The organism is Streptomyces sp. CoH27 (genome assembly GCF_020181035.1).
In the GTDB taxonomy this organism is placed as follows: Bacteria; Actinomycetota; Actinomycetes; order Streptomycetales; family Streptomycetaceae; genus Streptomyces; species Streptomyces camelliae.
Genome location: NZ_JAIQYY010000030.1, coordinates 18,798 through 40,649, shown reverse-complemented (window position 1 = coordinate 40,649; position 21,852 = coordinate 18,798). Strand labels below are relative to the sequence as shown.

The 21,852-nt window shown below is 71.9% G+C and carries 22 protein-coding genes and 1 tRNA gene; 5 read left to right on the top strand and 18 right to left on the bottom strand.

Annotation, left to right across the window (positions count from 1 at the left end):
- Positions 1-3: 3 nt before the first annotated feature.
- The 3 genes from LE548_RS37200 to LE548_RS37190 all read left to right on the top strand — a co-directional run bounded on the left by LE548_RS37200 (position 4) and on the right by LE548_RS37190 (position 4,523).
- Entirely contained in the window at positions 4-1,398 is a 1,395-nt protein-coding gene (locus tag LE548_RS37200; RefSeq protein ID WP_225101458.1) for a PP2C family serine/threonine-protein phosphatase, read from the top strand.
- 101 nt (positions 1,399-1,499) lie between these two features.
- The gene (locus LE548_RS37195; RefSeq protein ID WP_225101457.1) at positions 1,500-2,840 is read left to right on the top strand and encodes a VWA domain-containing protein; all 1,341 of its coding nucleotides are present in this window, start codon (positions 1,500-1,502) and stop codon (positions 2,838-2,840) included.
- Between the two features lie 33 nt (positions 2,841-2,873).
- On the top strand, positions 2,874-4,523 hold the full coding sequence (locus LE548_RS37190; protein WP_225101456.1) for an FHA domain-containing protein: 1,650 nt from the start codon (positions 2,874-2,876) through the stop codon (positions 4,521-4,523).
- Between the two features lie 16 nt (positions 4,524-4,539).
- Here LE548_RS37190 and LE548_RS37185 read toward each other — a convergent pair whose 3' ends face one another.
- Positions 4,540-5,520 (bottom strand): methyltransferase domain-containing protein, encoded by a 981-nt coding sequence (locus tag LE548_RS37185; RefSeq protein WP_225101455.1) that lies wholly within the window; start codon positions 5,518-5,520, stop codon positions 4,540-4,542.
- Between the two features lie 179 nt (positions 5,521-5,699).
- On the opposite strand from LE548_RS37185, the gene LE548_RS37180 reads away from it, so the two are divergent.
- Entirely contained in the window at positions 5,700-6,104 is a 405-nt protein-coding gene (locus LE548_RS37180) for a globin (RefSeq protein ID WP_225101454.1), read from the top strand.
- A 74-nt stretch (positions 6,105-6,178) separates the two neighbouring features.
- Here the strand turns inward: LE548_RS37180 and LE548_RS37175 are convergent, their stop codons facing one another.
- From LE548_RS37175 to LE548_RS37140, 8 genes are all read right to left on the bottom strand, one after another.
- Positions 6,179-6,856 carry a hypothetical protein gene (locus LE548_RS37175; RefSeq protein ID WP_225101453.1) on the bottom strand — a complete coding sequence of 226 codons (678 nt, stop codon included), beginning with the start codon at positions 6,854-6,856 and terminating at the stop codon, positions 6,179-6,181.
- Entirely contained in the window at positions 6,853-7,275 is a 423-nt protein-coding gene (locus tag LE548_RS37170; protein ID WP_225101452.1) for a thioesterase family protein, read from the bottom strand. Before LE548_RS37170 ends, LE548_RS37175 begins: the two co-directional genes overlap by 4 nt.
- A 6-nt stretch (positions 7,276-7,281) precedes the next feature.
- Complete coding sequence (gene ettA, locus LE548_RS37165; protein WP_225101451.1) at positions 7,282-8,946, bottom strand: energy-dependent translational throttle protein EttA; 1,665 nt, start codon at positions 8,944-8,946, stop codon at positions 7,282-7,284.
- Between the two features lie 391 nt (positions 8,947-9,337).
- Entirely contained in the window at positions 9,338-9,628 is a 291-nt protein-coding gene (locus LE548_RS37160) for a ribosomal protein L7/L12 (RefSeq protein WP_225101450.1), read from the bottom strand.
- A gap of 91 nt (positions 9,629-9,719) precedes the next feature.
- Positions 9,720-11,126 (bottom strand): Cys-Gln thioester bond-forming surface protein, encoded by a 1,407-nt coding sequence (locus LE548_RS37155; protein ID WP_225101449.1) that lies wholly within the window; start codon positions 11,124-11,126, stop codon positions 9,720-9,722.
- Positions 11,127-11,428: 302 nt separating this feature from the next.
- Complete coding sequence (locus tag LE548_RS37150) at positions 11,429-11,917, bottom strand: single-stranded DNA-binding protein (protein ID WP_225101448.1); 489 nt, start codon at positions 11,915-11,917, stop codon at positions 11,429-11,431.
- A 311-nt stretch (positions 11,918-12,228) separates the two neighbouring features.
- Positions 12,229-14,091: a YfjP family GTPase gene (locus LE548_RS37145; RefSeq protein ID WP_374116225.1), complete on the bottom strand. Its 1,863-nt coding sequence runs from the start codon at positions 14,089-14,091 to the stop codon at positions 12,229-12,231.
- 702 nt (positions 14,092-14,793) lie between these two features.
- Positions 14,794-16,401 carry a dynamin family protein gene (locus LE548_RS37140; protein WP_225101447.1) on the bottom strand — a complete coding sequence of 536 codons (1,608 nt, stop codon included), beginning with the start codon at positions 16,399-16,401 and terminating at the stop codon, positions 14,794-14,796.
- Between the two features lie 273 nt (positions 16,402-16,674).
- On the opposite strand from LE548_RS37140, the gene LE548_RS37135 reads away from it, so the two are divergent.
- A tRNA-Arg gene (locus LE548_RS37135) sits at positions 16,675-16,747 on the top strand.
- Between the two features lie 181 nt (positions 16,748-16,928).
- On the opposite strand, the gene LE548_RS37130 is transcribed toward LE548_RS37135, so the two are convergent.
- The 9 genes from LE548_RS37130 to LE548_RS37090 form a co-directional block, all read right to left on the bottom strand.
- On the bottom strand, positions 16,929-18,329 hold the full coding sequence (locus LE548_RS37130; protein WP_225101446.1) for a site-specific integrase: 1,401 nt from the start codon (positions 18,327-18,329) through the stop codon (positions 16,929-16,931).
- A complete protein-coding gene (locus tag LE548_RS37125; protein ID WP_225101445.1) occupies positions 18,329-18,529 on the bottom strand; it encodes an AlpA family transcriptional regulator in 201 nt (66 codons plus the stop codon). The genes LE548_RS37130 and LE548_RS37125 overlap by 1 nt, the downstream gene beginning before the upstream one ends.
- A complete protein-coding gene (gene repSA / locus LE548_RS37120; protein ID WP_225101444.1) occupies positions 18,526-19,893 on the bottom strand; it encodes a replication initiator protein RepSA in 1,368 nt (455 codons plus the stop codon). The genes LE548_RS37125 and repSA overlap by 4 nt, the downstream gene beginning before the upstream one ends.
- A 127-nt stretch (positions 19,894-20,020) precedes the next feature.
- Positions 20,021-20,338 (bottom strand): SpdD-like protein, encoded by a 318-nt coding sequence (locus tag LE548_RS37115; protein WP_225101443.1) that lies wholly within the window; start codon positions 20,336-20,338, stop codon positions 20,021-20,023.
- A gap of 24 nt (positions 20,339-20,362) precedes the next feature.
- Entirely contained in the window at positions 20,363-20,518 is a 156-nt protein-coding gene (locus LE548_RS37110; RefSeq protein WP_107069211.1) for a hypothetical protein, read from the bottom strand.
- 13 nt (positions 20,519-20,531) lie between these two features.
- Complete coding sequence (locus tag LE548_RS37105) at positions 20,532-20,723, bottom strand: mobile element transfer protein (RefSeq protein WP_225101442.1); 192 nt, start codon at positions 20,721-20,723, stop codon at positions 20,532-20,534.
- Between the two features lies 1 nt (position 20,724).
- Positions 20,725-20,919, bottom strand: coding sequence for a hypothetical protein (locus LE548_RS37100; protein ID WP_225101441.1), 195 nt, complete (start codon positions 20,917-20,919; stop codon positions 20,725-20,727).
- 20 nt (positions 20,920-20,939) lie between these two features.
- Positions 20,940-21,614, bottom strand: a complete 675-nt coding sequence (locus LE548_RS37095; RefSeq protein WP_225101440.1) for a DUF2637 domain-containing protein — start codon at positions 21,612-21,614, stop codon at positions 20,940-20,942.
- A complete protein-coding gene (locus LE548_RS37090) occupies positions 21,614-21,817 on the bottom strand; it encodes a hypothetical protein (RefSeq protein ID WP_225101439.1) in 204 nt (67 codons plus the stop codon). The genes LE548_RS37095 and LE548_RS37090 overlap by 1 nt, the downstream gene beginning before the upstream one ends.
- Positions 21,818-21,852 lie beyond the last annotated feature (35 nt).

Here is a 21,852-nt window from a genome sequence, read left to right as displayed (position 1 = left end):
TCGATGTCGCAGATGCCCCAGCAGGCCGCACTGCCGAAGTGCCCGAGCTGCGCGGAGCCCGTGGAGTCGGGTGACCTCTTCTGCGGAGCCTGCGGGTACGACCTCTCCGTCGTACCCGCGCCGCCGCAGGACCATCCGACGCTCACCATGACCGGTGTCCCCGGGGACGGGGACGACGGCGGAGGCGACGGGGACGGTGTGGCCTGGCCCGCCCCCGAGCAGGAGGGCTCCGGAGCGCCGGACGCGGTGCATCTGCCGAGCGATCTGCCGGGCACGGACTCCGGCGACACGCCCCTGCACGGAAGCGGACACGGGCAGGGAGACGGGCAGGGACACGGGCACGGACACGGGCACGGACAGGGCGCGCAGGATCCGCGGGCCGGTTCCGGGGTGCGCTTCGACCGGCCCGAGGAGCCCGAGGAGTACCCGTTGCAGGCGCCCGACCCGCGGCCGGCCGCCGAACCCGCCGTACCCGAGGAGCCGGCGCAGGTGTGCGTGGCCTGCCGGGCGGGCCGGGTGGACAGCGACGGCTACTGCGAGAACTGCGGGCACGCCCAGCCCCGCGAACGCGACCATGTGGAGCGGGAGTCGGGCCCGGTCGCCGCCGTCAGCGACCGGGGCTTGCGCCACCACCGCAACGAGGACGCCTTCGCCGTCGGCCACACCGCGCTGCCCGACGGCACCCCGGCGGCCGTCGCGATCGTCTGCGACGGTGTCTCCTCGGCCACCCGCCCCGACGACGCCTCGCTGGCCGCCGCCCGGACGGCCGGGGACGCGGTGCTGGCGGCCCTGCCGCGCGGCACGCACCCGCAGGCGGCCCTGCACGAGGCGATCGTCGCCGCCGCGCAGGCCGTCAACGCCCTGGCCGACGAGCCCGCCACGGCCCGCGAGCACGCCCCGCACCAGAACGCCCCGGCCTGCACGATCGTCGGCGCGGTGGTCACCTCCGGGCTGCTGGTGGTCGGCTGGGTCGGCGACAGCCGCGCCTACTGGGTGCCGGACGACCGTACGGCCCCGGCGGCCCGGCTCACCGAGGACGACTCCTGGGCCGCGCAGATGGTCGCCGCCGGGCTGATGAACGAGGCCGAGGCGTACGCCGACGAGCGCGCCCACGCGATCACCGGCTGGCTCGGCGCGGACGCCTACGAACTGGAGCCGCACACCGCGTCCTTCAAACCGGACCGCCCCGGTGTCGTCATCGTGTGCACCGACGGCCTGTGGAACTACGCCGAGACGGCCGGGGAGATGGCCGAGGCGGTGCCCGCGGACGCGGCCGAACGCCCGCTGCACAGCGCCCGGGTGCTGGTCGGTCACGCCCTGGACGGCGGGGGCCACGACAACGTAACAGTGGCCGTCGTGCCGTTCCCGATGCCGCCGCAGGGGGCAGGATCGGCCTGAGGGCGCGGGCCGGAGGGGACCGGTCGGGCCCGAGGGGACGGGCTGTCCGTTCACAGTCATGCCCTGCATCAACAGGGTGGTCAAGGGGGATTTGAGTACGTATGGCCAATTTCTCGAAGTCGAGCGTGCCCCAGTTCTCGATGGACGTCTACCAGAACGCGTATCTGCCGGAGGGCGGCCGTGAGGTCAACGCGATCGTCACGGTGACGGCGACCGGCGGGGGCACGATCGGCAGCGCCGTGTCCCAGGTGTATCCGCAGGGCCACGGTCCGTCCGCCGCCGTGGCGCTCATGGTCGACTGCTCCGGCTCGATGGACTACCCGCCGACCAAGATGCGCGGCGCCCGCGACGCCACGGCCGCCGCGATCGACGCCCTGCGCGACGGCACGCACTTCGCGGTGATCGGCGGCACGCACGTGGCCCAGGAGGTCTATCCCGGTGCCGGACGGCTCGCGATCGCCGACGCCACCACCCGCGAACAGGCCAAGCAGGCGCTGCGCAGGCTCAGCGCGGGCGGCGGTACGGCGATCGGGACCTGGCTGCGGCTCGCCGACCGGCTGCTGTCCTCGGCGGACGTCACCATCCGGCACGGCATCCTGCTCACCGACGGCCGCAACGAGCACGAGTCCCCGGAGGATCTGCGGGCGGCGCTGGAGGCGTGTGCCGGACGGTTCACCTGTGACGCCCGCGGGGTGGGCACCGACTGGGAAGTGAAAGAAGTCACAGGGATCGCCTCCGCACTCCTCGGCTCCGCCGACATCGTCGCCGACCCGGCGGGCCTCGCGGCCGACTTCACGCAGATGATGGAGACGGCGATGGGCAAGGAGGTCGCCGACGTCGCCCTGCGGGTGTGGACACCGGTCGGCACGAGCATCCGGTACGTGAAGCAAGTCGCGCCCACCGTCGAGGACTTGACCGCCCGGCGCACCGAGGCCGGACCGCGCGCCGGCGACTATCCGACCGGCTCCTGGGGCGACGAGTCCCGCGACTACCACGTGTGCGTGGAGGTCCCGCCGGCCGGGATCGGCCAGGAGATGCTGGCCGCGCGGGTGTCGCTGGTGGTTCCCCTACCGGACAGATCGGTACAGAATCTCGGCCCGCAGGGCCTCGTACGGGCGGTGTGGACCGACGACATGACGGCCTCCACCTCCATCAATCCCCAAGTCGCCCACTACACCGGACAGGCCGAACTGGCGCAGGCCATCCAGCAAGGCCTCGACCTTCGCAAAGCGGGCGATTTCGATGGAGCAACGGCCAAACTGGGGCGGGCGGTTCAGCTCGCCAGCGCCTCCGGGAACGCGGATACTGCGAAACTGCTTGCGAAGGTGGTGGACGTGGTCGACGCCGCGACAGGTACTGTGCGGTTGAAGACGAAGGTCGCGGAGGCGGACGAGATGACTCTGGAGACCCGGTCCACAAAGACTGTTCGTGTAAAGAAGTGACCCTGGAAACGTAGGAGAAAGGGAAGCACCGACATGCCGACCTGCCCGAACGGACACCAGTCGGGTTCCGACGACTGGTGCGAGGTCTGCGGTCACCGCATGGCCGGTGCCGTACCTCCGCCCCCTCCCCCGCCGCCCCCGCCCGCGGGCGGTTACGGCTTCCCGCCGCCCGCCGGGCCCGGCGGCCCCGGTGCCCAGGCCGGCGCACGCCCGCCGGCCGGGTCGGCTCCGGAGCCGGAGCTGTGCCCGCAGTGCCGCACGCCCCGCGAGGGCGGCGCGCCCTTCTGCGAGGAGTGCCGGTGGAACTTCCTGACCAACACGGCCACGTCGTACACCCCGGCCGCCCCGCGCCCGCCCCAGCCCCGCTTCCAGCCGCCGAGCGCGACGTACGGCGGCGGTGACGGGTACGAGTACCAGGGCTCGCGGCCCTCGCAGATGAACCGCCCCGCCGAGCCGATCCCGTCCTTCGGCAGCGAGCCGTCGGGCCCGACCCCGTTCGGCACCGAACGCCCACCGGCCGGCCCGCCGACGACTCCGGGCCCGGGTGGTCCCGGTGGCCCGGGCGGTGCTGGTGGTCCTGGTGGTCCTGGTGGTCCGTCCGGCTTCGGTGGCGGTCCCGGGCAGGGTCCGGGCGGCTTCGGTGCCGGTCCGGGGCAGGGTCCCGGCGCCGGTGGTCCTTCCGGTTCCTCCGGGTTCGGTGGCGGTCCGGGGCAGGGTCCTGGTCAAGGTCCCGGTGGTCCCGGTGGTCCGGCCGGTCCCCCGTCGTTCGGGCGTGAGCCGTCGTCGCGTCCCGGTGGCCCCGCCGGTCCGCCGTCCTTCGGCCGTGAGCCGTCGCCGGCCGGTCCCGGTGCTCCCTTCGGTCGTGAGCCCTCCGCTCCCGGCGCGCCTCAGGGCGGCCCCTCCGGCTTCGGCGGCGACCCGTCGCGTCCGGTGCCTCCGCCGCCCGGGCCGACCCCGCCCGCCGGTCCCGGTGCGGGCCCCGGCGGTGCGCCGCAGGCGTTCCAGCAGTCGGGTCCGTCCGCACCGCCCGCGCCGCCCGCGTTCCCGCGCGAGAGCGGCCGGCCCCCGGTGGGCGGCCCACCCGGCGGCGGTCCCTCGTTCGGCGGCGGTGACGACGACTGGGTGATCTCCCCGCCGTCGTCCACCGGCCCCGCCGGAGGTCCTGCTGGTCCCGGAGGTCCGGGCGGTCCGGGCGGTGGCTACGGCTACCCGCAGCCCCCCTCGACGCAGGCCCCGCCCCCGCCCGGCCCCGGCTTCCCGCAGCAGCCCGCGGGTCCGGTCACCTGGACGGCGACCATCGGCCCCGACCGCGAGTACTTCATGGCGATGATGCAGCGCTCGGGCCCCGAGGCCGCGGGGCTCAACCTGCCCGCGTACTCGCCCGAGCAGCAGCGCACGCTCAGCGGCAACCAGGTCAGCATCGGCCGCCGCCGGCACTCCACCGGCGACACCCCCGACATCGACCTGTCGGTGCCGCCGGAGGACCCGGGCGTCTCGCACCAGCACGCGATGCTGGTCCAGCAGCCGGACGGCAGCTGGGCGGTCGTCGACCAGAACTCGACCAACGGCACCACGGTCAACGGCTCCGACGAGCCGATCCAGCCGTTCGTGCCGGTCCCGCTGCAGGACGGTGACCGGGTGCACGTGGGCGCCTGGACGACGATCACCATCCGCCGGGGCTGAGCCGGTCCGGAGCTGTTCAGGGGAGGGGCCAGACGTACGGCCCCTCCGGGTCGTCCAGCCACGCCCAGGCGTGCTCGCCGCCGACCGTGACGCCGTAGCGCTCGCGCCCCGGCATGCCCTCGCGCTCCCACAGCGCCCCGGCCTCCCGCGGATCGAGGGTGTGCCGGGTCAGGGTGAGCAGGAAGCGGAACGTCTCCTGCTCACGGCCCCGGTCCGGCAGCCCCGCGAGCGACACCCCCACCGGCTCCGGCCTGACCTCGCCGCGCAGCGGGACGAAGTAGGCGGCCGTCGGCAGGAAGCGGCCCTCGGCGTGTGCCGGGTCCCGGACCGTCAGCGCCAGCACGCCGGTGGCCAGCGGGGTGAGGATCCGGGCGCCGGGGCGGCACTGGGCGAGCCAGGCGCGCGGGACCGTGGGCAGCGCGCAGGTGGCGATGATCCGGTCGAAGGGGGCGCGTTCGGGCACCCCGCGCGCGCCGTCGCCGGTGACCACGACGACCGGGCGGTGGCCGGCCGCCTCCAGATGCCGGCGGGCGGACTCGGTGATCTCCGGTTCCAGGTCGATCGTGGTGACGAGGTCGTCGGCGCCGAGCCGGTGGGCGAGCAGGGCCGCGTTCCAGCCGGTGCCGGCGCCGACCTCCAGGACCCGGTTCCCGTCCTCAACGCGCAGCGCGACCAGCATGCGGGCCATCAGGGAGGGCTGGCTGCTGGAGGAGACCGGTTCGCCGTCGCGCAGCCGGGTGGCCAGCGGGGCGTCCGCGTAGGCGCCGCGCACCCAGCGCTCGCGGGCCCGTGGATCGGGGCTCTCGCCCCAGCGGCGTTCGTAACCGCGCGGCCCGGCGACGTAGTAGTACGGCACGAACAGATGCCGGGGCACGGCGGCGAACGCCTCCCGCCACACCGGGTCCTCGTCCCAGATCCCCTCGGCGTCGATCTCCCGCACCAGCCCGGCCCGTGCGTCGGCGGCCAAAGCGTCGGTCTCGGTGTCGTAGGCGCCCATGGCTCCACAGTAGGGGCGGGAGGTGGTAAGGCCGGGAGGTACGCGGGGTCCTAAGCCTTGAGTCCTGGGTCACCCGGTCTGAGACGATAGACAGGTACTGCAATTCCCGGGGGACAACCCCCGGCCCCCCGGCCGAACAGCCTCGGGGTGGACCGGCAAGAGAAGTGAGGCAATCCAACGTGACCGAGATTCGGCGCGGCACGCTTCAGGAGCAGACCTTCTACGAGCAGGTCGGCGGGGAGGAGACCTTCCGTCGGCTGGTCCACCGTTTCTACGAGGGGGTCGCCGAGGACCCGCTCCTGCGGCCCATGTACCCCGAGGAGGAGCTGGGCCCGGCCGAGGAGCGGCTGGCGCTGTTCCTGATGCAGTACTGGGGCGGCCCCACGACATACAGCGAGAACCGCGGTCACCCCCGGCTGCGCATGCGGCACGCCCCGTTCGTGGTGGACCGGGCGGCGCACGACGCGTGGCTGAGGCACATGCGGGTGGCCGTCGACGAGCTCGGGCTGTCCGAGGAGCACGAGCGGACACTGTGGAACTACCTGACGTACGCCGCCCAGTCGATGATCAACACCCCGGAGTGAGCCGGCGGATTCCGTAGGTTGAATGGGCGCTGTTCCGGAGGTTCAACGGACGCTGTTCCGCAGTTCCCGCAGGTTCAGCGGACGCTGATGCCGAGCGGGCCGAGTCCGGCCCGCCGGACGACGACGGAGCCGTACGGGGTGCGCAGCCGCAGCCACGCACCGGACGAGAACAGCCCGGTGTCGGCGGCCGCGGTCCCCGGCCGCAGGAAGCCCAGGGACTGGGCCGCGTGCACGGCCCGTACCGGGAGGCCGGTCCGGCCGATCTCCCGGGACCAGATGTCCCGCCCGATCCGGTCGAGTTCGGCGCGGGTACGACCGTCCGGCGCCAACTCCTCGCTGCGGGACCGGAATTCGCTGACCGCGGCGGCCACGGTCGCCCGCAGCGCGTCCGGGGCGGGCAGCCCCGGCTCGGGCGTCCAGCCGCCGCGCGGCGGCAGCACCCCGGCCCACGGCGGGCCGGTGACGGCGGCCGGTACGGCGGCGGTGGCCGCGCGCTCGTCCATGGACTCCAGCAGCTCACCGGCGGAGACGGTCACGTCGAGGGTGACGTCGAGCCCGTCCTCGTACGGCTTCGCCAGCCGCACCGCGCGCACGGCCAGCACCTCGAAGGAGGGCGGCCGCCCGAAGACGGCGAGCGCGGTGCCCGCCGCCTGGAGCCGTACAGCCGCTCCACGGTCGTAGTGGAGCAGCCGGGAGAGGAAGGCGGCGAGGTCGGCCGCCTCCGTCTCGTCGACGAGGTGCAGCACGGTCATGCCGCGGCGGCCTCCTCGTCGGCGCCGTCCGCGTCGTCGGTGTACTGCTGGAGGAACTCGCGCTCCCCGGCGGTGATCCGGCGCGGCGCTTGCGTCTCGAAGTCGAACGGCACGACCACGGTGGAGGCCTGGACGTAGATCACGTCCGCGTCCTTCACCTCGTAGGAGACGGTGAAGGACGCGGCCCTGATCTGCGTGACCCACAGCTCGATGTCCACGGGCGTGGGCCGGTGGACGAGCTGGCGCTTGTAGTCGATCTCATGGCGCGCCACCACGGACCCCTGCTTGGACTCCTTGCCCCGCAGGGACAGGAAGTCGATGCGGGCCTCCTCCAGGTAGCGGAGGAAGATCGCGTTGTTGACATGGCCGTAGGCGTCCATGTCCGACCAGCGCAGTGGGCAGCGATAGATGTGGCGCAAGATCGATCAGCCCCGGGTCAGCTTCTTGTAGGTGGCACGGTGCGGACGCGCGGCGTCCGGACCGAGGCGCTCGATCTTGTTCTTCTCGTACGACTCGAAGTTGCCCTCGAACCAGAACCACTTGGACTCACCCTCGTAGGCGAGGATGTGCGTGGCGACGCGGTCGAGGAACCACCGGTCGTGGGACACGACCACGGCGCACCCGGGGAACTCAAGAAGCGCGTTCTCCAGCGAGGAGAGGGTCTCCACGTCGAGGTCGTTGGTGGGCTCGTCGAGGAGCAGCAGGTTGCCGCCCTGCTTCAGGGTCAGCGCCAGGTTGAGGCGGTTGCGCTCACCGCCGGAGAGGACACCGGCCGGCTTCTGCTGGTCCGGACCCTTGAACCCGAAGGCGGAGACGTACGCCCGGCTGGGCATCTCGACCTGGCCGACGTTGATGTAGTCGAGCCCGTCGGACACGACCTCCCACAGCGTCTTCTTCGGGTCGATGTTCTCGCGGCTCTGGTCGACGTAGGAGATCTTGACGGTCTCGCCGACCTTGATGTCACCGGCGTCCGGGGTCTCAAGGCCCTGGATCATCTTGAAGAGGGTGGTCTTGCCGGCGCCGTTCGGGCCGATGACACCCACGATGCCGTTGCGCGGCAGCGTGAAGGACAGCCCGTCGACCAGCACCTTCTCGCCGAAGGCCTTGTTGAGCTTGTCGACCTCGACGACGACGTTGCCGAGCCGCGGCCCCGGCGGGATCTGGATCTCCTCGAAGTCCAGCTTCCGCATCTTGTCTGCCTCGGCGGCCATCTCCTCGTACCGCGCGAGACGGGCCTTGGACTTGGCCTGACGCCCCTTGGCGTTGGACCGGACCCACTCCAGCTCTTCCTTGAGCCGCTTCTGCCGCTTGGCGTCCTTCTGGCCCTCGACCTTGAGGCGGGCAGCCTTGGTCTCCAGGTACTTGGAGTAGTTGCCCTCGTAGCCGTGCAGACGGCCGCGGTCGACCTCGCAGATCCAGCCCGCGACGTTGTCGAGGAAGTACCGGTCGTGGGTGACGGCCACGACGGTGCCCGGGTACTTGGCGAGGTGCTGCTCCAGCCAGTTCACCGACTCGGCGTCGAGGTGGTTGGTGGGCTCGTCGAGGAGCAGCAGGTCGGGCTGCTCCAGCAGCAGCTTGCAGAGCGCGACGCGGCGCTTCTCACCACCGGAGAGGTTGGTGACGTGCCAGTCGCCGGGGGGGCACCCGAGCGCGTCCATGGCCTGTTCGAGCTGAGCGTCGAGGTCCCACGCGTTCGCGTGGTCCAGCTCCTCCTGGAGCTTGCCCATCTCGTCCATGAGGGCGTCGGTGTACTCGACCGCCATCTGCTCGGCGATCTCGTTGAACCGGTCGAGCTTGCCCTTGATCTCGGCGACACCCTCCTGGACGTTCTCCAGGACGGTCTTCTCCTCGTTCAGCGGGGGCTCCTGGAGCAGGATGCCGACCGTGTAGCCCGGCGACAGGAAGGCATCGCCGTTCGACGGCTGCTCGATCCCCGCCATGATCTTCAGCACGGTCGACTTACCGGCACCGTTCGGACCGACGACGCCGATCTTCGCCCCCGGCAGGAAGTTCAGGGTGACGTCATCGAGGATCACCTTGTCGCCGTGCGCTTTGCGCGCCTTGCGCATGGTGTAAATGAACTCAGCCAAGAGAAACCGTCCGGCAGCTTGAAATCTGGCAGTGGGCAGATACACCCCATCTTGCCTGAACGCCAGGCTTGGGTGTTAACCCGTTTGGTTGGGGGGCTGTGACCTGGGGTTTCGTGCGTGCGGCATGGCCGTGATCTCAGCCAGGGCGACAGCGTCACGTACACCGTCCATCCGTATGAAGACGCCGAAGGGCCGGCGGCCGATGACCTCTCCGGTGACCCGGGTCCCTACCGGCAGAGCCGCGACGGTCGCCGCCCGGCTACGCCGGACCGCGTCTGATGCTGGCACACTCGGGCCCGCGGGCCACGCGTACTCACCCATCGCCAGACCACGACGCCGTACATCGCCACACCACGACGCCGTACATCGCCAGACCAGGAAGCCGTAGAGATTAGCGGCCACCCATCCGGTCCACCGCGTCCTTGGCTTCCTTCAGGTCAGCACCGGTCATCTCTCGGTACGCCTTGATCGCCGCGACCTGCTTGCCCTCGCGCACCAGCGCCTCGACCCGCTCCCGCTGCGCGCGCTGTTCGTCCGACTCCTCCAGGCCCAACCGGTCGGCGATCAGAGCGAGTCGGCCCTCGATGCGCACCAGTCGCTTGTCCATGCCGGAGAGACGGCTCTGGACGCTCGCGATCCCCGCGAAGAGGCCCAGTATCAGGAGAAGTTCCACGATGTCCATGACAGAAGATCCTAGGCCGATCCGGGAGGCGGACGGCCGTCTGGGGCTTCGTGGCTGGTGAGGGTGGCTGGTCCGGCACTGCCGGGGATGGTCATGAGTCGTTCCGCTGTTCGCGCTGGCGCAGGATCACCAGGACCGCGCCGCCGATGACGACCAGGCCGATGGCCGCGCCGGCGATCAGGGGGGTGATCGCGGAGCCGCCTGTCGCGGCGAGGTTGGTGTCGGGGGCCGTGGTGCCGCCGACCGTGGCGGGGCGGGGGTCGTTGTGGATCCTGGCCTGCTCGGTCGTGATCGCGCCCTGGGTCTTGCAGTCGAGGACACCGGTGAAGCGGTGGGTGAAGCCGTTCGGGCCGGTGATCGTGAAGTCGTAGGCCTGGTCCTCCTGGAGCGGGACCGTCACCGTGCGGGTGGCGCCCGCCGGGATGGTGTGCTCGGCGCCCATCAGCTCGAAGGTGAAGGGTTTGTCCCCGCTGTTGGACGCAGTGATGTCCACGCCGTCCTTGGCGCAGTTCTTGCGCGCCGACACCGCCGGTATCGCGCCCTCGGCCGCCCAGTTGGCACTCGCGGTCGCGGACACCGTGGACTCGCTGGAACCGGCCAGGATCTGGGTCTGGCTGCGGCTGTCGGAGGTGAAGGCACGGCCCGTCGGGACGGTGGTGGATGCTTGCACGGTCAGCTGGGCCGTGCCGTCCGCCGCGTCCTCGGGGATGTCGAAGTACAGCCGGCTGCCGTTCTTCGCGGTCGTCATCACCTTGCCGGTCTTGTCGATGATCCGCACCCCGGTGGTCGCCGCGTCCGCCGGCCCGCTGACCGCGACACCGGACGCGTTGGTGTGCACCGTCACCGGGCCCAGCAGATCGCCCGGCCGGCCGGAGACCGCGGGCGGGTCCAGGGTGAGGGAGGCCTGCGGCTCGGCGAGGTCGCGGGCGCTCTTCTCCAGGTAGTCGGCGAGCTTCTCGGCCTGCGGATCGACGGCGTCGACCTTCGCACCGTCGGAGTAGCGCCAGATCGCCACCTGGGTGCCGGCCGCCGCGTCCTGCTCGGTGAGGTTGCCGGCGCCCGCCTTGCGGGCCAGCGCGGCGAGGTCGTTGACCTGGGGGTAGGAGTTCTGCAGGATCCAGCGGATCTTGCCGGCGTTCTTGTTGGTGCCCAGCGAGGTGCCGCTCCAGGGTGTCTCCTGGTAGTGGGCGTCGCGCTGGGTGGGGTTGTGCAGGTCGACGCAGTACGTCTGCAGGGTTCCGCCGCCGTCGACGGACATCTCGAACAGGCCCGCCGCCACCCGCTGTTCGCCACCGGCCTCGTGGACCACGGCCTCGCCGTAGGTCTTCAGGCCGTTGATCGTGGCCGTCGCGCCGCCCTCGGCCTGCGGTGTCCCCTCGGCCACGGCCGTGCCGGCGCCGGACAGCACACCGGCCGCCGCGATGCCGGACACCGTCGCGGCGGCGGCCAGGCGGGCCACGAGGGCGGACCGGCGGAACCCAGAGAACGCAGGAAGCACAGAATTCCCCTTCGAGCAGGACCCGTTGGACGTGGGGGACGGTCCCACCAGCAGAATCGGCGGCCCCGAGGGGCATGCCCGGCATCTTATGGATCACGCGGAGCCTCTCCTGCCGGTCGGATGATCCGATGGCCGATCCGATCCGGAATCGTTATCGCCGGGACCGTCCATGAGCTGCGCATATCGACAAATCCACCGGTTCGGGTGGGGTGTTGGGCGGTCGGACTGCGTCCCCACACGCCTACCGGGGCCGACGACCGACATCACGTCACCAACGCCGGCTCCCACGTCTCGTTGGGGCATCACGTCACCAACGCCGGCTCCCGCGTCCGTTGGGGCTGCGACTGTTCAGCGGCTTCGGCCGCGGGGTCCGCCGGGCGCGGTGTCTCCCAGTTCGGCTCCGGCCTCGGTGCCGTCGGCTGCGTCTCCGGCCTGGCCGCGCGCTGGAAGGCCGCCGTACCGCGCGAAAGGTCGTGGCCGATCGCCACGGCGTCGATGTCGGCGGAGGCCCACTGCTGCTGCCCGTCACGCACCTCCGTGCGCACCTTCAGCCGGCCCTGGACGACGACGGGCTGGCCCACCTCCACCGACGCCTTCACGTTGACCGCGAGCTGCCGGTTCGCCCACACCGTGAAGAAGTTGGTGTGCCCGTCCGTCCAGGCGCTCTTCTCCCGGTCCCAGTAGCGGGCAGTCACCGCCAGCCGGAACCGGACCGAGGGGCCCGCCGCCAGCTCCCGGTACACCGGCTGGGTCGCCACGTTCCCCACCACGCAGACGATGGTCTCGTTCATGTCCTCGCTCCCCTCCCCCGCCCGGCGCGCTCCGGCCGGCGGGCGGCACGCGTACGGGCCCGCCCCGTACGGCTGTGTCTGGTACGTCCGGCGACCGCACCGCGATCGCCGCCACCCCCAGACTGCCGCCGTCGGGCCGGGCCCGCTGAGCTCTGTGGACGACCACCCCACCTGTGGAAAACTCCGTCACCCGGACGAGTGATCCTCGTCCACAGCTCCCTCACTCACACCCCTGAGCAGGGGAAACGGCGGAGCAGGGGAAACGCTGGAGCAAGGGAAACGCCGTTCACCCCGCGTCAACGGACACCCCCTCACCCGCCCCCCACCCCGGTCCGCATCACCCGCCCGTACTGCTCGCGCACCTCCCGGTAGCGCAACAGCTCCGCCGCCACCGGATCCAGCACCCGGGCCCGGCCGCAGCCCGCGGCCGCCTCCCGCAGGCGCCGTTCCGCGTCCTGGCCGTAGCGCCGGGCCGGGCCTCTCGCGGCCATCCGGCAGCCCCACTCCACCAGCGGCCCGCCGATGATCCCGCACACCATCAGCAGCACCGGAATCCCCAGGTTGGGCGCCATGACACCGGCGATCTGACCCGTCAGCCACAGGCCGCCCACGACCTGCAACAGCGTCATCGCCGCCTGCACCAGCACCGCCGCCGGCCACCACCCCGGCCGCGGCGGACGCCCCGGTGGCAGACCGGCCCGCCCGGCCAGCTCGTCCAGCGCCTCGGACAGCCCCTGGGAGCCGCGTACGGCCGCCTCGCGTACCGCCTGCGCCCAGGGTGTCGGCAGCCCGGCCGAGGCCCGGTCGGACACCGTACGGACCGCCTGTTCCACGCGCTGGCGGGCCGTGGCCTCCTCGTCGGTCTGGGTTCGCACCAGGTGGCGGCCCGTGGCGGACTCGCCGCGGCGCCGGTACCAGTGCCACAGCCGCAGCCAGGGCGTGCCGCAGGCCCGGTTGGCGTTGCGCAGCCAGGCGCGTTCGGCGGCATCGCCCGCCGCGGTGGCGCCCACCGCGTCCGCGAGCCGCGCGGCGAACTCCTCGCGCGCGTCCTCGCTGAGGCCTGCCCGGTGCCCGGTGATGTAGACGGGCCGTAGTTCGGCCGCGGCGGCGTCGACGTCGGCCGCGACCCGGCGGGCCGCCGCGCCGCGCTCCGCCACGAACTGACCGAGCGACTCGCGCAGTTCGTCGACGCCCTCGCCGGTGAGCGCGGACAGCGCGAGCACGGTGGCGCCGGGTTCGCCGTGCTCGCCGAGCGCGATGCCGTCCTCGTCCAGCAGCCGACGCAGATCGTCGAGGACCTGATCGGCGGCCTCGCCGGGGAGCCGGTCGACCTGGTTGAGGACGACGAACATGATCTCCGCGTGGCCGGCCATGGGCCGCAGATAGCGCTCGTGCAGCACGGCGTCGGCGTACTTCTCCGGGTCGACCACCCAGATCATCGCGTCGACCAGCTTCAGGATCCGGTCGACCTGCTTGCGGTGCTCCACGGCGGCGGAGTCGTGGTCGGGCAGATCGACCAGGACCAGCCCGCGCAACTGCGCCTCGGCCTCCGGGCTCTGCAGCGGACGGCGGCGCAGCCGGCCCGGGATACCGAGGCGGTCGATGAGGCTCGCGGCGCCGTCGCTCCAGCTGCACGCGATGGGCGCGGCCGTGGTCGGACGCCGTACCCCGGTCTCCGAAATGGCCACTCCGGCGAGGGCGTTGAACAGCTGTGACTTGCCGCTGCCGGTCGCGCCCGCGATGGCGACGACGGTGTGGCGGCCGGACAGCTTGCGACGGGCGGCGGCCTCGTCCAGGACCCGGCCGGCCTCGGCGAGGGTGTGGCTGTCCAGCCGGGTGCGGGAGAGCCCGACCAGTTCGCGCAGGGCGTCCAGGCGGGAGCGCAGCGGGCCGTCGTACGCGAGCGGGGTGGGGGTCTGGTGGCCCGGGCCGCGGCCGGCTCCGTCCAGCACGGAGGCGCGTTCGGCGGCGAGGGCGGCGGCGGTGGCCTCCGTGACCCGCCGGGCGATGAGCCCGTCGTCCCACGCCTCGGCCGACTCCGCCGCGTCCGGTGAGTCTGGTGAGTCTGGTGAGTCCCGGGGCGAGTCCCGTGGGTCTGGTGAGTCCCATGGGTCTGGTGAGTCTGGTGAGTCTGTTGAGTCCGGTGAGTCCGGTGAGTCCGCCGAATGCGGCAATCTGGCCGACTCGGCCGAACCGGCCGACTTCGGCGATCCGAGCGACTTCGGCGGTCCGGCTCGTTCAGGCAACCCGACTGATCCAACCGCTCCAACGGTTCCAACCGATTCGGCGGATCGGACCGATTCGGCCGATCGGACCGACTCGGCCGCCCCGGGGCCGGGTTCGGCGTCCGTGGCGGGCTCGCGGGGGGTGAGGCCGACAGGGGTACGGGGGTGCGGGGTCGGGAGTGGGAGCGGGAGCGGGCGTGTGGGGACGGCGGCCTGATCCGGGGTCTTCGACAAGCTCGGACGCCAGGTCGGGTCCGAGGTCGGGAGCCAGGTCGGGGCCAGGTCCGGACGTCGCGACAGGTCAGGGCGGGCGCCATCGCCGGTTTCCGGGTGCTCGTCCTCCTCGCCCCCCTCGTCCTCCTCATAGCCGTCGTGCTCGTAGATGTCCTGCTCGTAGATGTCGTTGTCGTACCGGGTGTCCATGGCGTCCCGCACGCGCGCGTACGGCTCACTCACCGCGTTCTCGGCCCCGGCCCCAGCCCTGGTCTCCGTACTGTCCGCACCGGCGCGGCGGTCCCCCACGGTGTCTGTGCCCTCGCTCTGCTCCACGCGGCCGTTGCTGTCGTACTCCATGCCGTACTCCATGCGCTCCATGCGCCCCATGTGGTCGGTGTGATCCGTGTGGTCCTGGTCAGTGACGGCGGTCACCGGTCACCTCTCCTTCTGCAGTACGGACAGCGCGGCGATGAGCTCGGCCTGGGGCTCGGGATGGACGTCGAGGGCGTCGAGCGGGGCGAGGCGCCGCTCGCGTTCGGCGTGCAGGACGCGGTCCACGTGGTCACCCAGGAGCCGGCCGGCCCGGTCGCGCAGCCGCAGCGCGCCGTGGGCGCCGAGCCGCTCGGCGAGCCCCTCGCCGGCGGTGCGCGCCCGGCGCCCGCCCAGCAGCGCGGTGGCGACCAGGGCGGCGACCGCCTCCGGATCAGGGGTGGTGGAGCGCTCCAGGTCGCGCGACTCCTCCTCGGCGTACTCCTCCAGCTCGCGCCGCCAGCGCCGTACGGCGATACCGATGCGGTGCTCGGCGCTCTCCACGGTGGACTCGCCGGCGGTGAGGGCCGGGTCGGCTCCGGCGGGCTCGCGCCGCCAGGCGTCGTCGACGCGCTCGTCCGCTGCGGTGACGGAGCAGAGCAGCAGGGCGGCCAGGCTCTCGACGAGCGCGTCGAGGAGTTCCCCGGCGGTGCAGTCCAGCGGGAAGGCGCGCCAGCGCTTGAGGGCGTCTCCGGCGAGTACGGCACCGGCCTGGAGTCGGCTGTGCACGCGCGCGTGCTCGCTGTCGTAGGCGGAGTCGACGGCGGACGTGAGCCTGAGGGCGGCGGCGTACTGGGCGGCGGCCGCGCCGGCCAGCTCGGGCATGCGGGACTTGAGCGAGTCGAGCAGGCCGTAGGCGGTACGGGCCATGACGTGCTGCCGGGCGGCGGGCTCCTGGGCGTGGTGGACGAGCCAGTTCTTCAGGGGCGCGACGGCCGTGGCGGGCAGCAGTCCGGCGCCCCAGGCTGACTCGGGCAGCTCGGGCACGGTGAAGCGGGGTACGTCGCCGAGCCCGGCCTTGGTGAGCAGGGCGCCGTACTGCCGGGAGACCTCGGAGACGACCTGGTGGGGGACCCGGTCCAGGACGGTCACGAGGGCGGCGTCGTACTCCTTGGCGGTGCGCAGCAGGTGCCAGGGGACGGCGTCGGCGTAGCGGGCGGCCGTCGTCACCATGATCCAGATGTCGGCGGCGCAGATCAGCTGGGCGGCGAGGACCCGGTTGTCGGCGATGAGGGAGTCGACGTCGGGGGCGTCGAGGAGGGCGAGTCCGCGCGGGAGGGTCTCGGCGGTCTCGACGCGCAGCACGCGCGCGGGGTGCGCGCCGGGCAGCAGGAGGTCGTCGGCGGCCTCCTGCTGGGCCGACCACACGCGCGTGAGATCGGGCAGCACGCGCATGCCGCTGAACCAGTGATGATCCTCCGGATGGCAGACGAGGACCGGCGTCCGGGTCGTCGGCCGCAGCACGCCGGCCTCACTGATCTTGCGGCCGACCAGGGAGTTGACGAGCGTCGACTTGCCGGCGCCGGTGGAGCCGCCGACGACGGCCAGCAAGGGCGCCTCGGGATCCCTCAGGCGGGGTACCAGGTAGTCGTCGAGTTGCGCGAGGAGTTCGTCGCGGTTGGCACGCGTGCGTGGCGCTCCGGCCAGGGGCAGCGGAAAGCGAGCGGCGGCGACACGGTCGCGCAGCGCGGAGAGTGTGTCGAGCAGCTGAGGCCGTACGTCCAAGGTCACCACATGCGAAGAATGCCCAATTTTAGGGGAATTCTGAAGCATATGGACATGTCTGCGTGCCGACCGAGTGGAACGGACAGAAGGGACTACTGGGACGCAGGCACAGTCCAGGCATAACGAGTGCACAACACCCGGTGCGTCGGACGCCAAAAGCGGTGCACGATTCGTACCTGCCTGCGATTATCAGGACCGCTTCACCGAACCTCCACATCGAGCCACGGAGGCGAAGCGACAGGGTCGAGGAACAGGGAGCTTTATCCTTGGTCCCGCCACCAGGCCCCCGTAGCTCAGTGGATAGAGCAGGCGCCTTCTAAGCGCTTGGCCGCAGGTTCGAGTCCTGCCGGGGGCGCACGTCTCAGCCCTCCCGCTCGGGAGGGCTTTTTGCTGGTCAGGGGCCGTTTCGCTCGATACGGGTCAGCCCCGGACACCCCTCTGGTGATCAAGGGCGCGGTCCGGGGCTGTCCGGCTGTCACCGGGTTTTCGCGGGTGGCCGTGTCGAATACGTGTCGAAGTTCTCGACCGGTGGAAGATCAGCCAGCGCCCGGCACCTCCGCCTCAGGGAGATCGCCAGCGGCTTCCAGCCGCCGTTTGAGATCCGGCAGCTGCCCGTCGACACACCGGGCGTAGGTCGCCAGGAGCACAGCGACGCTGTTCCCGGCCCACTCCGCCACCTGGGCGGGCGGGATGCCGTCGTTGAGCCACTTCGTCAGGCGCGTGTTCCGGTTGTCGTAGACGCGGCGTCCGGTGGGCGACTCGAAGACGTGCGGGGGCAGCACGGCCTTACGGGCGCTGCGCCACGCCCGGCGGATGACAGAGCCGGCGAGGATGCCACCGGTCTCCCCCTGGAAGAGGAGATCACCCGGCTGGAGCTGTTCGTCCTCGATGTGTTGGCGCAGGATGCGCGTCAGCGCCGGATGCCCCGGCACGGTGCGTGTTTCACCCTCCGCACGGCCTTTCAGGTCGCGTTGCTCGTGGATCTCCCCCGTGTCGGTCCACTGCTTCCCGATCTCCGGCGTCGCTGTGTGGATCAGCAGCTCGCACCACTGGTCGTCGGCGTCGGGGGCGGGCAGCGTCACGTCCTCCACGCGCATGGCTACGGCTTCCTCGGGCCGGGGGCCGCAGTAGTACAGCGTGGCGAAGAAGGCGTGGAGCCGCTTGCCGCCGCGCGGCCGGCGCCGAATCCAGTCGAGGATTGCCGCCGCCTGCACGGGGTTCAGCAAAGACCGCTTGTCGACGGCATTCGTGGTTTTCGTGGCCGCCGTCGAATCCTTGCCCTTGGGCAGGGGGTTGGTCCGCAGGATGCGCCGTCGGATCGCGTACTTCATGGCGACGTTGAGGATCCGGCGGTTGCGCTTCCGGGACCAGGCCGCCGCTTGCTTGCCGTCGAGGCGGGTGTCGATGGCTTGCAGGACCTGGTCGACCTTCTCCGGGTCCTCCCAGGCCGAGACGGGCAGGGAGTTCCGCTCGACCCATTTGAGGATGGCCAGCACGTCTCGGGGTGCGTCGGGGCGTCGGTTGGTATTGAACGCCCATTCGCGGAGGGCCGTCCGCACGGCAGCAGGTGCGAACTGGGTGGGCTTGGCCCGCAGCAGGGCGATGGTGGTCGCGGTCATGGTCTTGGCGATGTTCTTGCGGCTGTTGCCGCCGAGTTGAGACCAGCGGGCGTCCACGTACTCGACGGCGAACTTGTACCAGCTCATGGCGGCGGACTTGGAACGGTGGGACACCGGAAGGCCGGTAGCGACGACGAATGCCTCGCCCTTTCCTGTGGCCCGGATGAGTTCGGAGCGGAAGCCTTCGGCGAGTGCGACGGTGTTGAAGGGCTCGCGCCAGCGCTTGTCCGCCACGGTCCAACGCACGGTGTACGTGGTCTTCCTGGCGCCCTTGTAGGTGAGGATCTTGTAGATCTTCACGTCGTACGTGGTCTCCATCAGGCGGCGTCCTCGCAGTCGTCGAGCCAGTGATCGAGGTCGCTCCGCCGGATCCGGAGATCGCCGTTCGGGAGCTTGATGCAGCGTGGCGCGCGGTGCTTGGCGCGCCAGTCGTAGAAGGTCGAGCGGGAGATGGCCAGTTCCTCACAGACCTCCGCGAGGGTGAGCATGGTGCGTCGTGACCGGATGGCCGTGGTCATTCCGTGCTCCCTTCGCTCAGGAGGGCGTCGCGGGCGGTCTCGCGGTTGGTCTGGAGGTCGCGGGCGATGGTCGCGGCGAGGGCGGCCTCACCCGGCGTGTGGCCGTGGCCGGCGTACTGCCAGTCGGCCAGGACGAGGACGGTGTCCGGCTCGCGGTCGTCGAGGCCGAGGACGGATGCCTCTTGGGCGGCGCGGTATTCGGCGCGTTCCTGGCGGAGGGCGCCGAGGGTGGTGGAGTAGGTGCGCGACTTGGACGAGAAGTGCCCGCGGAAGCCGAGCATGTGGGCCCAGGCCCACAGGCGCCGGTCCGGGTACAGGCTGTCCAGGTCGCGGCACGCGGTGATGAGCCGCCGGGTGTGGTCCGGGACCTGGTGGCGGTCGAGTTCGGCGAGTTCGCCGATGCGGCGGTCGAGGGTGCCCGTGTTCTCGGCGGCCTTGGTCGCGTACTTGGCCACGTACGAGGCGACGGCCTGTTCGGTGATGTCGGAGCCGTCACCGAAGGCCTTGACCGGGCGGACGTCGACCTGTCGGCCCCAGCGGAAGGTACGGGCGGGCTCATCACCGGCAGCCGGGACCGAGACGGACGTGTACGAGTGCGCTGCGGCGGCACGTACGGCGTCCGTGAGGAGCTCGACCGTGGCCCAGGCGGGCGGTGGTGTTCCGGGCCCCTCCGGGCCGTCGAGGCGCACGACGGCATGGAAGTGCAGAGCCCCGCGCTTCTGGAACTCGGCGACCTTGCCGTACGAGACCCGAAGGTGTTCGGCGAGTTCCCGGCGAGGCAGGCCGGCGCGGGCGGCGAGTTCGCGGCGGAGCCGGGTGGTGAATCGCTGCCAGAGCTGTCCGGCGTGGTTGTTGAACAGTACGGCGCCCGCGTAGTCGTAGGTGTCCGGGTCGAGGGCGGTGCCCAGCTCCGGAGCGTCGGGCGCGTGCGGGGTGCCACAGCGGCAGGAGCCGTGATCGGGACGGTTGTGGACCGGGCCGAACGAGGGCGCCGTGAGGGTGGCGAAGACGCGCGGGTGATCGCGGACGGTGGCGGGGACGTTGCGGCGGTCGTCCCCGGCCAGCCCCGCGCGGATCAGGTGGTACGTGTCGCCCGCGTAGGTCCAGGCGCAGGACGGGCAGCGCGAGGCGCGACGGTTGCCGCAGGCGAGGCGGAGGCGTCCGGCCGGCTCCTTCTCGGTGGAGTAGTGGTGCAGGGTCTCGCCGGTGGTCTTGTCCTTGTGGAGGACCCAGCCGGTGAGGTGGATCGGGTCGGAGCAGCCGCCGGTGCGGCGGATCTGGTCTTCCCAGCGTGCGTAGTCGGAGGCCGAGGCCACCCGGAGCACGTCCCCGAGGGTGATCGGGTCAAGCAATGTGTCGGGCATGGGCGCACTCGGTGTCGCGGGTGAGGCGCGGTGGGCCATGCTTGGGGTTCCTTCCGGTTGTGAGATCGGACAGGGACGGCGCCCGGGCGGCGGATGCTTGGCGGTATCGAGGCCGCCCGGGTGCCGGTCAGCGACGCTTGGCGTCGGCGGCGAGCAGGGAGCGCAGGACGACCGCGCAGACGGCGACCGAGGCGCCGGTGATGGCGACCGCCAGGAGCAGCGAGACCAGGACGGCGCCGAGGACCAGGACGACGGCCGTGCCGCCGCCGACGAGGGCGAGCGCGGTGCCGGGCGTGAACTGGACCGTGGGCCGGGACGGCGCCGGAGTAGGCGTGGTGACCGGCGGGATCTCTGCGTTCCGGGTGACGGTGGTCGGCTCGACGACGGCGGGCGGGGTTGTGAGGCCCGTCGGCATCGGCATGGTGGGGATCTTCGGACGGAGCATGGGTGGTCTCCTCTCGCGGGCGGGCTACTTGACGAGGGCGTTGATGGCCGGGGCGAGGACGCTGTCGGCGAGGAGGAAGCCGCCGAGCAGGAGTACGGCGATGAGCCAGGCGGGCGGGCGGATGAGCTTGACGCCGAGGTAGCCGACGACGAGCAGGGCGAACCAGAGCGGGACCTGCATGGCGGTGGGTCTCCTAGCGGACGCGGCAGCGGTGGGTGCGGGCGGCGAGTTGGGCCGCGGACTGGCTGGAGTAGTCGGCGGACCAACCGCAGTCGTCGGAGGTGCACACGGCGGCGTGCTTGGTCTGGCCGTGGCGGTCGCGGTGCGTGCCGATCTGCACCGGGCCGATGTGCATCACGGAGTGGAAGTGGTCGCGGGCGGGCATGTCAGTCGGTCTCCTCTCGGGCCGTGGTCGGGGCGGGGAAGCTGGCGCGGATACCGGCGGCGGTGGCCGGGTCGGCGGTGAGGCGGGCGGCTTCCTCGGCGAGCAGGTGGGCGAGGAAGGGCCGGTTGGCGGCAGCCATCTCGCGGGCGCCGTCGAGGTAGTCGGAGGCGGTCAGGTCGGCCGGGTCGCGGGTCACTGGTCTTCCTCTCGTGCTGGTCAGGTGAGGTGGGCGGCAATGGCGTCGGCGAGGTGGGGCGGGACGCCGAGGCGGGAGCGCAGGGTGTCTGTGTCGATCGGGGCACCGGTACGGGCGCGGTACTCGTCGGCGACCTTCCGGGCGTGGTCGACCAGGACGGCGGGGACCGGAGGAGCGGAAGCCGGGGCCTGAGATGCGGGGACGCCGTCAGGCTCGGGCACCGGCTCAGTTCCCGATGCGCGTTCGGCGTCCGGGACCGGCTGCTCGACCGGAGACACGACCTCCTCCACGTCCGCGACACATGCCGGCGGCACCGGTCCCGACTCCGCAGCCGACGAGTGCGCGAGGAGCGTTCCGCCGAGGAAGGCGAGCGCGGGCCATCCGGCGATGCCGAGACGGAGCAGGGCGGGCGGGTCGGCCAGGTCGAGGAACCCGGCCGTGGCGACGTTGGCGCCGAGCGAGGCGAACAGCGCGACGACGAACCAGCACCAAGCCAGTCGAGACGGGCCCTCACTGCGCAGGCGCCGCCAGGCGGCGACCAAGAGCAGGTCGACACTGACCGGGTAGGCCCAGGCCTTCCAACCGTTCTGTCCGGCAGCGGAGGCCAGGTCGTGCAGGTGGGCGAAGGACAGGGCACCGGCGATGACGGCCTGAACCAGGACCGCGTCGACACGGAGCCCGTGACGGGCAGCCATCAGGAGTCACCGGGGTAGGCGGGGCCGCCGTCGGGGTCGTAGCCGGACGGGAACGTGCCGGGCGGCGGCTCGGGCAGCGAGACGGCGAGGGACGCGCTGACGACTTCCACGAAGTCGAGGTCAGCGCCGGCCATGTCGGCGTACAAGGCGAGTTGGCCGAGCAGGAGCACGGTCCGGGCGAAGTCCTCGCAGTTCGGGCACACGGCGAGTTCTCCCTTCTTTAGGCATGGCGGGGGTA

What these genes read in the sequence shown, in the direction of transcription:
- LE548_RS37200 (WP_225101458.1), top strand. Translation starts at nt 4, where the DNA reads ATGTCGCAGATGCCCCAGCAGGCCGCACTGCCGAAGTGCCCGAGCTGC.
- LE548_RS37195 (WP_225101457.1), top strand. Translation starts at nt 1,500, where the DNA reads ATGGCCAATTTCTCGAAGTCGAGCGTGCCCCAGTTCTCGATGGACGTC.
- LE548_RS37190 (WP_225101456.1), top strand. Translation starts at nt 2,874, where the DNA reads ATGCCGACCTGCCCGAACGGACACCAGTCGGGTTCCGACGACTGGTGC.
- LE548_RS37185 (WP_225101455.1), bottom strand. Translation starts at nt 5,520, where the DNA reads ATGGGCGCCTACGACACCGAGACCGACGCTTTGGCCGCCGACGCACGG.
- LE548_RS37175 (WP_225101453.1), bottom strand. Translation starts at nt 6,856, where the DNA reads ATGACCGTGCTGCACCTCGTCGACGAGACGGAGGCGGCCGACCTCGCC.
- LE548_RS37160 (WP_225101450.1), bottom strand. Translation starts at nt 9,628, where the DNA reads ATGGACATCGTGGAACTTCTCCTGATACTGGGCCTCTTCGCGGGGATC.
- LE548_RS37150 (WP_225101448.1), bottom strand. Translation starts at nt 11,917, where the DNA reads ATGAACGAGACCATCGTCTGCGTGGTGGGGAACGTGGCGACCCAGCCG.
- LE548_RS37130 (WP_225101446.1), bottom strand. Translation starts at nt 18,329, where the DNA reads ATGGAGACCACGTACGACGTGAAGATCTACAAGATCCTCACCTACAAG.
- LE548_RS37125 (WP_225101445.1), bottom strand. Translation starts at nt 18,529, where the DNA reads ATGACCACGGCCATCCGGTCACGACGCACCATGCTCACCCTCGCGGAG.
- repSA (WP_225101444.1), bottom strand. Translation starts at nt 19,893, where the DNA reads ATGCCCGACACATTGCTTGACCCGATCACCCTCGGGGACGTGCTCCGG.
- LE548_RS37115 (WP_225101443.1), bottom strand. Translation starts at nt 20,338, where the DNA reads ATGCTCCGTCCGAAGATCCCCACCATGCCGATGCCGACGGGCCTCACA.
- LE548_RS37110 (WP_107069211.1), bottom strand. Translation starts at nt 20,518, where the DNA reads ATGCAGGTCCCGCTCTGGTTCGCCCTGCTCGTCGTCGGCTACCTCGGC.
- LE548_RS37105 (WP_225101442.1), bottom strand. Translation starts at nt 20,723, where the DNA reads ATGCCCGCCCGCGACCACTTCCACTCCGTGATGCACATCGGCCCGGTG.
- LE548_RS37095 (WP_225101440.1), bottom strand. Translation starts at nt 21,614, where the DNA reads ATGGCTGCCCGTCACGGGCTCCGTGTCGACGCGGTCCTGGTTCAGGCC.